The organism is Nitrospirillum bahiense (assembly GCF_007828025.1).
GTDB lineage: Bacteria > Pseudomonadota > Alphaproteobacteria > Azospirillales > Azospirillaceae > Nitrospirillum > Nitrospirillum amazonense.
In genome coordinates this window covers 1-12832 of record NZ_VITO01000019.1, presented here as the reverse complement: position 1 = coordinate 12832, position 12832 = coordinate 1, and the positions used below count along the sequence as shown (strand labels likewise).

The following is a 12832-nucleotide window of genomic DNA, read 5'->3' as shown; positions in this document are numbered from 1 at the left end:
CTTCGGGTCTAGGTATCGCGTCGTTCATGGGAATGGAGGACGTGATGGGCCTGGATCCGGACATGCGCTGCACCGCTTTCGCGGGCACCCGCTTTCTTGCCACCGGCACGCTGGTGGAGGCGGCGCTGGCGGCCAGGGCGGCGCAGGACGCGGGCGACGACGGCCTGATCTTCATCTTCAACGAGGCGACGGGCCGGGCGGTGGACGTGGATCTGCGCGGGCCCGTGGAGGCGGTGCGCGGCCGCCTGGCGCCGGTGTTCCCCGCCGACCTGACGCCGGCACCCGCTAGACCGGGCCGGCCCAAGCTGGGCGTGGTGGCGCGTGAGGTCACCCTGCTGCCCCGCCATTGGGAATGGCTGAACAGCCAGCCGGGCGGGGCCTCCGTCGCCCTGCGCAAACTGGTGGACGCGGCCCGCCATGCCAACGAAGGCGCCGACCGTGTGCGCCAGGCGCAGGAGGCCGCCTACCGCTTCATGTCCACCATGGCCGGTGATCGAACCGGCTTCGAGGAGGCGGCGCGCGCCCTGTTCGCTGGCGATCGCCCGGGGTTGGAGGCGCACAGCCAGGACTGGCCGACCGACGTGCGTGTCCACGCCCTGCGCTTGGCCGAGCCGGCTTTCGGTGCCTCCTAAAGCGCGCGCTCCCAATACTGGCCCACCAGCGCCTTGCCGAAGGACTGGTGGGGTTCCTCCCGCACCAGCCGGAAGCCCGCCTGTTCATAAATGCGGCGGGCGCTGTGCAGGACGCTGTTGGTCCATAGGCTGATGCGGCGATAGCCGGCCGCCGTGGCGAAGGCCAGGCACTCCGCCACCAGGTGGCGCCCCAGGCCCAGGCCACGCGCCGCCGGTTCGACATACAGCAGGCGCAGCTTCGCCACCTCATCGCGGTCGCGCACCAGAAAGATGGAGCCGACGATGGCGCCATTGCGCTCCGCCACCCAGCAGCGCTCCCGCCGGTGGTCGAAATTTTCGATGAACTGGGCGCAGATGCTGGCGACCAGGCCCTCGAACCGCTCATCCCAGCCATATTCCCCGGCATACAGCAGGGCTTGGCGGTGGATGATCCAGCCCATGTCGCCCGGCCGATGGGGCCGCAGGACGTGGGTGGGGCCGGGCCGGTGGTCGCCCAGCAAGGCGCCGGCCTGGTCCAGCGCTTGGACCAGACGGTTCTGGCCATCGGGCGGCAACTGGTGCAGCAGGGCCGCCACTTCCGCCCGCGAGCGGTCGTCGATCACGGTGTAGAGGTCGCGGCCGGCTGCGGTCAGGATCAGCAGGGACTGGCGGCCATCGGCCGGGTCGGGCCGCCGTTCGATCAAGCCGCGCCGTTCGAAGCCGCGCAGCAGACGGCTGAGGTAGCCGGCATCCAACCCCAAGTCCGCCGCGAGCGACTTGGCCGCCGTATCCGGCCGTTGCGCCAGCTCGAACAGAAGCCGCCCTTCCGCCAACGACAGGTCCGTCCCCAGCAGCCCATCCTGCAGCACGCCGATACGCCGGGTGTAGATACGGCTGAACCGTCGCACCGCCGCCACCTTCGCGGCTACGCCATCATCCAGGTCCATGGCTTTCTCCGTCAAGGATCATTGCTATCGTCATCCAGATAATTGACTAAGTCAACTAAATGGGCGGACGCTATGGATGGACTGGCAAGCCTCAGAAGAACAGCCGGACGCCCAGCTGCGCCTGGTTTTCGTGCGCCTCGATGGGCAGGTCGACGTTCAGGCGCTGCTGCCGCCGGCTGTCGACGTGCACCCATTCCAAGGTCCAGCGCATCCAGGCCAGCGGGCGGTAGGACACGGCGGCGGTGTAGGCCTTGCCGTGCTCATCGAAATGGGGGCGGGTGGTGACGGGCGTATCCTCGTGCGTGCCAAAGGCGTCGAAACGCCCGCTCAGGCGGAAGCGGCCCCATTCCTGGCTGGCCAGCAGGTACAGCGCCTGGAAGCGGCCGTCGCTCTCGCTGGCGGCGGTGGGGTAGATGCTGGTGCCGCCGCGCATGGCCTGGGCCAGCAGGGTCAGGCCCTGTGCCGGTGTGATCCTGTAGCCGACGCTGTCGAAGTCGGTGTCCCAGGCGTAGCCCTTGCCGTTGGTGACGCTGGGGTCGCCCCGGTTGTCCCAATGCAGGTAGGACAGCTCGCCCCCCAGCGGGTCCGTCCAACGCCCGCCGACATAAAAGCCCGGCTGGTGGTCGATCTCCGCGAAGGGCTGGAAGCTGGCGGGCGGGCTGCGGTGCTGGTGCTTGGGCACCTCGTCCGGCAGGCGCAACTTGTCCAGCAGGCCGGCCGGCCGCTCGATCAGGGCCCAGCCGCGATAGTCCAGCATCTCGCCCGTGCCGTCATTGCCGGCGAAGACGGCGCCGATCAGGTCGAAGCGGCTGCCGCCCGGTCCGTCCGGCCGCCAGGTGAGCGTGATCTCCGACCCTTCGGTGCGCAGCTCCTCCCCCACCCAGCTGTTGATGGCGCTGGGCGTCAGGGTGTAGCGGCTGGTCCATGCGATGCCGTCGTTTTCCAGGGAGATGGGCGGGAAGAAGGCGCCGGCCTTCACCTGCCAGGACAGGGGTCCGGTGGGGGCCGGGCGCCAACGGACATAGGCCTCGATGATGTCCACCGCCGTGCGCTGTTCCCCCTCCGCCCGCACATGGGTGTAGACGTCCAGGCCAGGGATCAGGTGGGCGGTCGCCGTCAGCGACGCCTCTTCCAGCGTGGTGGTGCGTGCCCCGGGGTTGCCCCCGGTGCGCAGCTTGCCCAGGCCCCCGTCGAAGGTGCTGCGGTCGTCGGGGGTCCGCACCACCCGCGCATCCAGCAGGCCGTGGAACTCGATATCCGGAAAGCCGTCCGCCGCCCGGGCGGGGGGCGCCAAGGCGGAACCGCCGGCCAGCAGCATCGCGCCGGCGGCCAAAAGGAAAGGCCGCATGCCGACGCGGTGGCTCATCCGTGCGCCTCCCGCAGGGTGGCCTGCCAGGGGATCCCGCCGGCGGCGTGGCTGGCCAGGAAGTCGGCGAAGGCGCCGGGCATGAGGGGGCGGGCGATGTAATAGCCCTGGGCCAGGTCGCACCCCATCTCCGCCAGCAGGTTCAGGCTGGCGCCGTTCTCCACACCCTCCGCCGTCACTTTGTAGCCCAGGCTGTGGCCCAGCTTGATGATGGAATGGACGATGGCCTGGTCCTGTGCCGTCTCATCCAGCGCCTTGACGAAGGAGCGGTCGATCTTGATCTCCCGCACCGGCAGGCGGCGCAGGTAGGCGAAGGAGGATTGGCCCACGCCGAAATCGTCGATGGACAGCTCCACCCCCCGGTCGGCCAGGCGGCGCAGCAGCACGATGGCCGCCTCCGGCTCGCCCATGATGGCGCTTTCGGTGATCTCCAGCATCAGGCGGTCCGCCTTCAGGCCGGTCTCCGCCAGCAGGGCGTCGATGCGGTCCGGCAGGCTGGCGTCACCCAGGTCGCGGACCGACAGGTTGACGGACATGCGCAGATCGTGGCCCGCCGCCGCCCAGGCGGCGGACTGGCGCAGGGCGCGGCGCAGGCCCCAGCGGGTCAGGTGGCGGATGGCGCCCGTCTCTTCCGCCAGGGGGATGAAGCTGTCGGGCGGGACGAAGCCGCGGCGGGGATGGGTCCAGCGCACCAGCGCCTCCGCCCCCACCACGCGGCCGGTCCGCGGCTCCAGCTTGGGCTGATAGGCCAGCTCCAGGGCGTCCTGTTCGATGGCGATCTTCAAATCGCCCATCAGCGACAGCCGTTCCGGCCGATGCGGATCAGCGGCATGGTCGTAGAGGCGGACATAAGGCTCGGCCGCGCGGGCGTTCAGCACCGCCACGTCGGCGTGGCGCAACAGGATGCTGGCGGTGTCTGATGGCGGTGCGCCGGGGGTAGGGTCGGGGTAGACGGCGATGCCCACGCCGGCCGCCAGGTCCACGGTCACCTCCGCCTCGCCATAGGGCGCCTCGGCATAGGGCGTGTCGAAAGCGGCCACCAGGGCGGGGGCCAGCGCCTGGGCCGCGGCGGCGTCGCGATCCACCAGCAGGATGGCGAAGCCGTGTTCCGACACCCGGGCGATCACCGCGTCGCCGGCGCCGTTGGCGGCCAGGGCGCGGGCCAGGCGGTCGCCGGCGTCACGGGCGACGCGGTCCGCCAGGTCGTGGCCCAGGGTGTTGGTCACCTCGCGCAGGCGGTCCAATCCCACCAGCAGCAGGGCCACGCCGTGGCCCTGGTCGATGGCCTGGTCCACCTGCTCTTCCAAATTCAGGCGGTTGGGCAGGCCGGTGACGGCGTCATGCAGCGACTGGTGGCGGATGTGCTCCTCACGGTCGGCGATGGCCTGGGCCATGTCGTCCAGGGCTGTGGTCAGCTGCCCGATCTCGTCGCTGGTGCGCATGGGCGGCAGGGGGGTGTAGTCGCCATCGGCGATGCGCCGCGCCACGGCGGCCAGGGCCGTCACCGGGCGGGTGACGCCGCGCGCGATCAGGCCGATGCCGATCAGCGCCGCCACCAGGCCGCCGGCCATCAGCGCGCCCATGTACAGCATGATCTTGCGATAGGGGGCCAGCGCCTCGTCCAGCGGGTATTGCAGCACGGCCATCATGGGCAGGCTGCCCGGTGCGGTGGGGATGGGCGTGGTCAGCACCAGGTATTCGGCGCCGTGCTTGGTCAGCAGCTGCGGCTCGGCGGCGGCCATCTGGCCGGGCGCGGCGATTCCCGCCAGCGGATCCATGGGGTCGCCGGCGGCTGCAACCACGGACCAGGGCGCCTCGGGCGCCGTCTGGCCGGCCAGGGCGATGTCCTTGCGCAGGGGGGACAGGGCGCGCAGCTCCTCCGCGAAGCGGTCGTCCACCCGTACCATGATGCAGATCCAGGCGATGGGGTCCGGCAGCAGCACCGGCACCACCACCAGGCGGTAGGGCACGCCGTCCACGACGCCGGACGCCGCCGCCCGGCCGGACTCGCCCGCCAGCGGCAGCAGGTCGGGGAAGGCAAAACGGCCCAGGCCGGTCAGTTCCCGCGGGCGGGCGGTGTCGGCGGCGATGGTGCCGTCCAGGTCGATCAGCAGCATGCGGCTGGCGCCCACGCGCCGGCCGAAGTTGCGCAACGCGCTGATGGCCGTCCCGCTGTCGTGCACGGCGATGGATTGGCGCAGGGCGTAGTCCAGCGACATGATCTTGGCGTCTTCCGCCAGATGGCCGGCCAAAGTGTCCAGATGACGCGAGAAGGACTGGGCGCTGGTCACCAGCTGCTGCTTGCCGGTGTCGATCAGGGCCGAGCGCGCCACGCCGTACAGGATGACCATGGTGCCCAGCTGCACAACGGCCAGGCTGGCGACCAGGAACAACACCAGTCGATTTCTAAAGCCGAGAGCCACGGGGGCGCGTCCTGTCGTTTCTTAGTAACCGCCGCGTTCAGGGTCGATGCCCTGCCGGGTGTCGGGCAGCAGGGCGGGCAGGGTCAGGGTGACCGGGGTGCCCAGCGCCGAAGCGGCAACGGTCTGCTGCGGCGGCGTGCCGCCGGGCTTCAGGCGCGGCTGCCAGGCGGCCACGGTGACGCCCGCGGCGGGCAGCCCGCCCAGCACGGCCTTGCCGTCCTTGCCCGTGACGGCGGCGAAGGGGGCGGCCGTCACATACAGGTGGGCGATCATATGGTCATGGATGTTGCAGCCCAGGGCCACGATGCCGGCCTGGTCGAACTTGCGCTGACCGATCTGCCCGGGCGACAGCACGAACTCGAACTTCGCGGCTTCGGAATAGGAGTAGACGTGGTGGCGGGTCAGGTCGCTGTTGCGGAAGGTGACCGTGCCGCCCTTGGGCACCACCATGACATAGGGGACGAAGGCCTCGTCGATCTGGTCCACGATCAGCGGTGACGGCGGGGTGGCGGGTGGCAGGGCGGCGCCGTCCGGCGTGGCGGTGACCACCGCGTCGGCGACGGGATGGCCGGCGCCGTCGACCACCATGACCGTCAGGTCGGCGGCCGCCGCGCGGACCACGGGGGCCAGGGCCAGACAGGCCGCAAGGCAGGAACCCAGGGCGGTGCCGGCCCCCCGGCCGGTCTTCATCATCGCGCGACCGTGATCGGTGCCGCCGGCGAAACCCATAAAGCGCCCCTCGAAGGCAGGTTGTTTTTTCGACGCGCAAGTGTGCCACAATCCGCGCGCCGATCCGTGGACATTTTCCCTAAGCACAGGCGCCGGAAAAGTCCATCGGGGGTGACAAACCGCCTCGGCATTCCGGTACCCCGGGAGACGAAGCGGGGAGGGGGAACGGTGCGGCGGCAGAATTTAGAATAATTCTAAATTCTCTTGCCGGCCACTGTCCAAGGGGTTACCTTGACCGGCAGACCAGAGAACGGAAGGAAACAAGAATGGCTATCGACATCGGCATCTCCGAGCAGGACCGCAAGGCCATCGCCGAGGGGCTCAGCCGCCTGCTGGCCGATACCTACACGCTGTACCTGAAGACCCATAACTTCCATTGGAACGTTACCGGGCCGATGTTCAACACCCTGCACACCATGTTCATGACCCAGTACACCGAGCTGTCGGTGGCGGTGGATGACATCGCGGAACGCATCCGCGCCCTGGGCTTTCCGGCCCCGGGTTCCTATGCCCAGTTCGCCGAGCTGACCGTCATCCGGGAAGAGCGGGGCGTGCCCAAGGCGGAAGAGATGATCCAGCAGCTGGTCGAGGGCCAGGAGGCGGTGGCCCGCACCGCCCGCTCCATCTTCCCGGTGGCGGAGGGCGCCAGTGACGAACCGACCTGCGACCTGCTGACCCAGCGCCTGCAGGTGCATGAGAAGACCGCCTGGATGCTGCGCGCCATGCTGGAAGGCTGAGCGGCCGATCAAAGGTACTTATGAGAAAGGCGGTCCTCGCGGGGCCGCCTTTCGTTCTTTTTCATGGGACGCGACCACGCCCGGCGCTTGCGGGCACCTTCAACGAAGCGCCGCCTGCTGCTCGATGCGCTCATGCAGGCCGGCGGGGGCCAGGCCCAGGGCGACCAGGGCCTCCGTCGCCACGAACATGGGGCCGATGAGGGCTTGGAACAGATTGTCCACCAAGGCCGGCTTTCGGCCCTCATAGACATGGCCCAGCAGCTGCAGCGCCCAGCCGCCGACGAACAGGCCGCCGGCCAGACCTTGCACCGCGCCGACGGACAGCCGTTCCACCAGCCAGGCCGACAGCAGCACCGACGGCACCACCAGCAGGCCCAGCGCCAGGCCCACGGGGCGGTTCAAGGCAATCCATAGGGCCCAGACCACAACCGACAGGGCGAGGCCTAAGGTCACCGTCCCAACGCCCGCCACCTCCCCCAGGCGCACCAGGCTACAAGCCAGAACCACGGAGAAGACGATCACCGGGATGCCCACCGCGTGGGTGGCCTTGTTGCGGCTGTCGCGATGGTAGGTCGTGTACATGGCCATCTGGCGCTCGAACAATGTGTCCGCCACCGGCCCCTCCCTGTCGTTTCAAGTTATCGATCGCTAACCATAGCGCCTTTCTTTCTTCATTGCGCGGCATATCCGGCCTGGTGCCCTTCCACCACGCGGTCCGCCAGGCGTCCCATCAGTTCCGTCAGGTGGTCGAAGCGGGCGGTATAGCCGCCCAGGCCCAGGGTCAGGGACCGCAGGTCGACGATAAAGTCGCCCATGTCCGCCTGGGGAACATAAGCCGTCACCTGGTCCCAGCCGGACCAGCCCGGCCGCACGTCGAAACCCAGGATCTGCCCGCGCCGGCCGCTCAGCAGCCGCTGCGCCTTGGCCGTGAATTCGGTGGGCGTGACCACCGTGACCAGCAGCACGGGTTCCAGCAACACCGGTTCGGCCTTGGTCAGAGCCTCCTGCACGGCCATGCGGCCGGCGGTGCGGAAGGCCTGCTCGCTGCTGTCCACGGCATGGAACTGGCCGCCGGTCAGGGTGACCGACACGTCCACCACGGGGAAGCCCAGGGGGCCGCAGGCCAGGGCCTCGCGCGCGCCATCCTCCACCGCCGGGATGAAGGACCGGGGGATGGCGCCGCCCACCACCTTGTCCTCGAAGCGGAAACCTTCGCCGCGGCTCAGCGGCGTCACCGTCAGGTGCACGTCGGCGAACTGGCCATGGCCGCCGGACTGGCGTTTGAAGCGGGCATGCTCCGCCACCATGCGCCGGATGCTTTCGCGATAGGGCACGGCCGGCGGCCGGCCGGTGACGCCCAGGCCGAAGCGGCCGCGCAGGCGGTCCAGCGCGATGCCCAGATGCACCGTGCCCTGGCCGGACAGCACCATCTCCCCATCCTGCATCGCCAGGCGCAAATCCGGATCCTCGTCCAGCAGCTTGGCCAGGGCACCGGTCAGCTTGACCTCATCGGCCCGCTGTTCGGTCCGCACGGCCAGGGCGTGCACCGGTTCCGTCGTCGCCGGCCAGGACGGGGGCGTGCCCGCCTCACCCTTGGCGGACAGCAGAGCGCCGGGCTGGGCATGCTCCAGCTTGGCCAGCGCCACCACCGCCCCCGGTCCGGCGCCGGTGATCTTGGTGGGGGTGCCGCCGCCCAGGGCGAAGATGCCGCCCACCCGATCGGGGCCCAGGGCTTGGCCGTCCGCCACCTCACCCTGCCAGACGCGGCAATAGGCCAGGCGGCCGCTGTGCGGGGCATGATGGATGCGGAAAGGCTGCACCAGCACCCCGTTGCCCTCCAGCCCCAGCCGCCGCGCGGTCATGCCCACCGGCGGCGCCTCATGCCGCAGGGCCTTCAGCAGGCGGCGCACGCCATGGTCGTTCTGGGCGGAGCCCAGGAAAACAGGGACGATCAGATCGTCGGCCAGGTCGCGGCTCAGCTGGCGGTAGACGTCGGCCGGCGGCGGCGACACATCGTCCAGCAGCTGCTCCAGCAGGGCGTCGTCGAAATCGGCCAGGGCCTCCAGCAAATCCTGGCGGGCGGCCCGCTCGCGCGACAGCACCGCGTCGGGCATGGGCACCGTCTCGGACTTGGCGCCGGCGCAATAGCGGTAGGCGCGCTCGCTCACCAGGTCGACATAGCCGGTGACGGCCCGTCCCTGGCGGATGGGCACCTGGCGCAGCACCAGGGGCCGCTGCGACACGCCCTCCAGCGCCGTCATCAAATCGGCCACGCGCACGTCGCCGCCGCCCAGCTGGTCCACCTTGTTCACGAACAGCAGGTGGGGGATGGCGTTCTCATCCAGGAAGCGCAGCAGGGGGGCCAGCATGGCGGCCTTGTCCGGCACCGGCTCGCACACCACCACGGCCACGTCGGCCACCATCAAGGCGCGGGCGGCGTCGCCCGCCAGCTCGATGGAACCCGGACAGTCCAGGATGTGCCAGGGGTCGCCCAGGTACGCACAGGTGTGGACGCTCACTTCCGTGCTCATGCGGCGCGCCCGGGCCTCGGCACTGGCGTCGCCGGCGCTGGTGCCGTCCTGCACGCTGCCCTTGCGGGCGATCTGGCCCGTGGCCATCAACAGGCTTTCCAACAGGGTGGTCTTGCCGCTGAGGTAGGGGCCCACCAGGGCCGCGCACCGCGGCGCCGTTCTTGTGCCGTTGCTCATCCTTAGCCTCCGGATCTCGTTGTCCGGGGCCTGGTGCTGGGCGGTCATGCCGGGCCGGGGGCGCCGTGGTACGCAGGGACGCTGACGAGATGCTGGCGGTGGAAACGCAGCTGACAGGAACGTTGTTGGCGCCCGGGGAACGGCGGCCGGAACCAGTCCGGGCACCCGCTTCCTCCCGAGGCATGATGACACACCCGCCCCGCCCGGCTGTCGAGTGAAAAGCGTGTCCAGGGCTCATTCGGCCGCGGGCCGGGGCCGATGCTGCACCGGCTATCGAAACCATAGTCGGCTGGATCCTTGATATGGACGCGGCCGTCCCCTCTTTATAAGGGGTGTGGGGATTGGGCGACCTCGCCCAGCGCGACGGAGACAAGGGAACGGCATCATGCTGATCAGGACCAAGCGTGACTGGGAATTGCCGGAGTCGGCGGCGACGCCGGAATCGGTCTACATCAACCGCCGCGCGCTCATGGCCGGCGCCGGCGCCATTGCCGGCGGCCTGGTCCTGGGGGGCGCCGCCCGGGCGGCGGATGCCCCGGCGCGCAACCCCGCCTATACGCTGGACCGGCCGGTGACGCCGGAGGCCGCCGCCACCAGCTATAACAACTTCTATGAGTTCGGCACGTCGAAGGACGTGGTGACGGCGGCGCAGAAGATGCCGCTGCGTCCCTGGACCCTGCGCATCGACGGCATGGTGGAAAAGCCCCTGACCCTGGGCGTCGACGATTTGCTGAAGGCCATGCCGGTGGAGGAGCGCCTTTACCGGCACCGTTGCGTCGAGGCCTGGGCCATGGCGGTGCCGTGGATGGGCTTCCCGCTGGCCAAGCTGGTGGCTTTCGCCAAGCCGCTGTCCTCGGCGACCTATGTGGAGCTGCAGACCTTCGGCCGCGACACCTACGCCGCACCGGGCCTGCGCCAGCCCTTCTATCCCTGGCCCTATGTCGAGGGCCTGACGATGGCGGAGGCGACCAACGACCTGGCCTTTATCTCCACCGGCCTCTATGGGAAGCCCTTGCAGGGCCAGAACGGCGCGCCGCTGCGCCTCACCCTGCCGTGGAAGTATGGCTTCAAGTCGGTGAAGTCCATCGTGCGGATCAGCTTCACCGACAAGAAGCCCAAGACCTTTTGGGCCCTGCTGAATGCTGACGAATACGGCTTCTGGGCCAACGTCAATCCGGCCGTGCCCCACCCCCGCTGGTCCCAGGCGCATGAGCGTTTGCTGGGCAGCAACGAGTCGGTGCCTACGCAGATATTCAACGGCTATGGTGCCCAGGTGGCCGGACTATACAAGGGATTGGAAAAGGAAGCGTTGTTCATGTAGTCGCGTGAACCGGCCATTAACTATAGTGGCCGGTTTAAATAATCGCTTGCCGCCGCTGCCGGATAATTTACAGTATTGGGGATTGAGAACATCGCCAGGGGGCGTTGGGGTGGGCGAGGGCGTTATCGCCATATTGGAGTTCGGGCTTTTCGTTTTTCTGGCCACCGCCGGAATAAGCGTGGTCGTGTCCCTGGTCGCCCATGTCTATAGCATGGTGCTGGAGCATACGGCCGACGTCAGCGGCCTGCGCCAACGCCTGGCCCGCTACGCCCGTATCGCCAGCGGGCTGTCGGACCGGGTGGAGGCGCGCAAGTCCACGGCGGCCGGAGCCGCCACCGTCCTGTTTTCCACCCAGCGCCAGGAGGCCCAGCTCAAGAAAAAGGTGCGGGAGCTGGAGGCGTCGCCTCACCGTTTCGTGCGCATCCTGGGGCATGAGCTGCTGCCCAACCGCCCCTTCGAATTCCTGGTCATGAACAGTTCCGTCTCCCACCAGGTCAAACGGGGGGAACGGCACGCCTTTTTCGACAGCAGCTGGGCGCGGCCGGTGCCGGTCCATGTCTGGGCCACCAATATGGAAGAGGCGCGGGCGGAGTTTGAGCGCGCCTTTCCCCGGACCTTGGGCTTCAAGATCACCCATGCCCAGTCCCTGCCCACCGACGTGGCGCTGACCGACCCGGCCACCATGACGCTGGAGGCGGCGCCGTGAATTGGTTCGGCATCGTCCTGGGCGTGATGATCGTGCTGATCGGCGTGAAGCCCGCCTTCCAGAAGGCGCAGCGCCAGATCAAGCGCACGCGTCGCAACATCAAGGATCTGCAGCGCCGGCGCTTCGTGCTGAGCCAGCAGGTGCGGACCCTGGCGCGGGAGAGCCTGTCCCAGCGCCTGACCAGTGCCGCCGATGACGTGGAATCGGCCGAATTGACCAGCCATGTGAAAGGGCTGACCGACCAAGTCAACAGCCTGGAGTCGGTGGACCGCCGCATCCTGGTGACGGATGAGCGGCGCGGCCTGCAGGAAACCGGCTGGATCGTCCTGATCCGCCGCAACGAGGGCCTGCCCATGGAGCCCACCCGGGTGGTGAAGCTGTGGGAGGAGGGGCGCTACTTCTTCTTCTTCGCCAGCGACCTCACGCGGGCTCGGCGCAAGGCGCAGCTGCGTTTCCCCGCCGCCCAGGGCTATGAAATCCTGGACGTGGTGCCGCATGAGGGTGACCTGTCGGAAAACCCGACCTTCGGCGCCAAGAAGCAGAGCGCGTGAGACGCGCCACCAGTCTCCGCCCCTGGCGGTCGCGCAGATAATTCAAGCCGGCGACATGCCGAATTCGCTCAAGGCAGCCTTCAGCGGCGGGGGAGCGAAAAGGGTGAAGAAAGCGCTTTACAGCCCCCGGACCTTCCCCTATAACCCGCCGCCCTGACCCCAGGGACGGTTGCCCAGCAATCGAACGGCGGGTTGGGCGTCGCCAGTAAAGGCGACATGGTTCTCTGAAAAGTGAAAACATCTAACGCTGCATCGGCCAGTAAGATGGGCTTCGTTGCGAATGCAATGATCTGAAGGTGGCCAAAATGGGCCGCCTTTAGTTTATTGAATTGTTTCGAATAGTCCCATGATGGCTTGGTTGGTATCTGTGGCGCCGACGTTGATTTGAAAAAATGAACGAAGACGAAAAAAGATACTTGACGACGATGCGATGAGCGATTAGATGTTTGGCCATCGACGCGGTGAACGCCGCACGATGAAACGACGACGAAGCGCCGGCAGATGCCGGTCTGGTCGTCCGGCGCCGCGAGCGGCGCCAGGCTCTTGAACAAGTGAACGGAATTCGAGAAGGGATACGCGGGCGGCGGTGCCGACATTGCGATCTGGATCGCAAAAAAGGCAATCAGCCTCGTCCACGTATCTTAAGAACATGCTCTGAATATGTCCCTTCAGCGATGAGGGGAACAGGAACGGACTTGGGTTTGAGGTGCCGACTGAGGTTGGTTTCCGTCGA

At 68.4% G+C, this 12832-nt stretch carries 12 protein-coding genes; 5 read left to right on the top strand and 7 right to left on the bottom strand.

The genetic code is table 11. From position 1 onward, the window contains the following. Positions 1-44 precede the first annotated feature (44 nt). Positions 45-632, top strand: a complete 588-nt coding sequence (locus tag FBZ88_RS22820; RefSeq protein WP_088872436.1) for a DUF2239 family protein — start codon at positions 45-47, stop codon at positions 630-632. Here FBZ88_RS22820 and FBZ88_RS22815 read toward each other — a convergent pair. The 4 genes from FBZ88_RS22815 to FBZ88_RS22800 form a co-directional block, all read right to left on the bottom strand. Then, on the bottom strand, positions 629-1558 hold the full coding sequence (locus FBZ88_RS22815) for a bifunctional helix-turn-helix transcriptional regulator/GNAT family N-acetyltransferase (RefSeq protein WP_145619401.1): 930 nt from the start codon (positions 1556-1558) through the stop codon (positions 629-631). The genes FBZ88_RS22820 and FBZ88_RS22815 overlap by 4 nt on opposite strands. A 91-nt stretch (positions 1559-1649) precedes the next feature. Further along, positions 1650-2924 (bottom strand): hypothetical protein, encoded by a 1275-nt coding sequence (locus FBZ88_RS22810; RefSeq protein ID WP_145619400.1) that lies wholly within the window; start codon positions 2922-2924, stop codon positions 1650-1652. Beyond that, entirely contained in the window at positions 2921-5320 is a 2400-nt protein-coding gene (locus FBZ88_RS22805; RefSeq protein ID WP_145619399.1) for a putative bifunctional diguanylate cyclase/phosphodiesterase, read from the bottom strand. Before FBZ88_RS22805 ends, FBZ88_RS22810 begins: the two co-directional genes overlap by 4 nt. Before the next feature lie 48 nt (positions 5321-5368). Continuing rightward, complete coding sequence (locus tag FBZ88_RS22800; RefSeq protein ID WP_145619398.1) at positions 5369-6076, bottom strand: cupredoxin domain-containing protein; 708 nt, start codon at positions 6074-6076, stop codon at positions 5369-5371. Positions 6077-6342: 266 nt separating this feature from the next. On the opposite strand from FBZ88_RS22800, the gene FBZ88_RS22795 reads away from it, so the two are divergent. Beyond that, a complete protein-coding gene (locus FBZ88_RS22795; RefSeq protein ID WP_088870829.1) occupies positions 6343-6813 on the top strand; it encodes a Dps family protein in 471 nt (156 codons plus the stop codon). Positions 6814-6912: 99 nt separating this feature from the next. Here the strand turns inward: FBZ88_RS22795 and FBZ88_RS22790 are convergent, their stop codons facing one another. Together FBZ88_RS22790 and FBZ88_RS22785 are read right to left on the bottom strand one after the other, a co-directional pair. Further along, on the bottom strand, positions 6913-7428 hold the full coding sequence (locus FBZ88_RS22790) for an Mpo1 family 2-hydroxy fatty acid dioxygenase (protein ID WP_145619397.1): 516 nt from the start codon (positions 7426-7428) through the stop codon (positions 6913-6915). Between the two features lie 56 nt (positions 7429-7484). Further along, positions 7485-9521: an elongation factor G gene (locus tag FBZ88_RS22785; RefSeq protein WP_145619396.1), complete on the bottom strand. Its 2037-nt coding sequence runs from the start codon at positions 9519-9521 to the stop codon at positions 7485-7487. Positions 9522-9906: 385 nt separating this feature from the next. Here FBZ88_RS22785 and msrP point away from each other — a divergent pair, with 385 nt between their 5' ends. The 3 genes from msrP (at position 9907) to FBZ88_RS22770 (ending at position 12099) form a co-directional block, all read left to right on the top strand. Then, positions 9907-10842: a protein-methionine-sulfoxide reductase catalytic subunit MsrP gene (gene msrP, locus FBZ88_RS22780; protein ID WP_145619395.1), complete on the top strand. Its 936-nt coding sequence runs from the start codon at positions 9907-9909 to the stop codon at positions 10840-10842. Between the two features lie 178 nt (positions 10843-11020). After that, positions 11021-11548 carry a hypothetical protein gene (locus FBZ88_RS22775; RefSeq protein WP_246138813.1) on the top strand — a complete coding sequence of 176 codons (528 nt, stop codon included), beginning with the start codon at positions 11021-11023 and terminating at the stop codon, positions 11546-11548. After that, positions 11545-12099 carry a hypothetical protein gene (locus FBZ88_RS22770; protein ID WP_145619393.1) on the top strand — a complete coding sequence of 185 codons (555 nt, stop codon included), beginning with the start codon at positions 11545-11547 and terminating at the stop codon, positions 12097-12099. The genes FBZ88_RS22775 and FBZ88_RS22770 overlap by 4 nt, the downstream gene beginning before the upstream one ends. A gap of 438 nt (positions 12100-12537) precedes the next feature. Here the strand turns inward: FBZ88_RS22770 and FBZ88_RS30600 are convergent. Further along, positions 12538-12832 (bottom strand): hypothetical protein (locus FBZ88_RS30600; protein WP_211102775.1); only part of this gene is annotated, 295 nt, incomplete at its 5' end.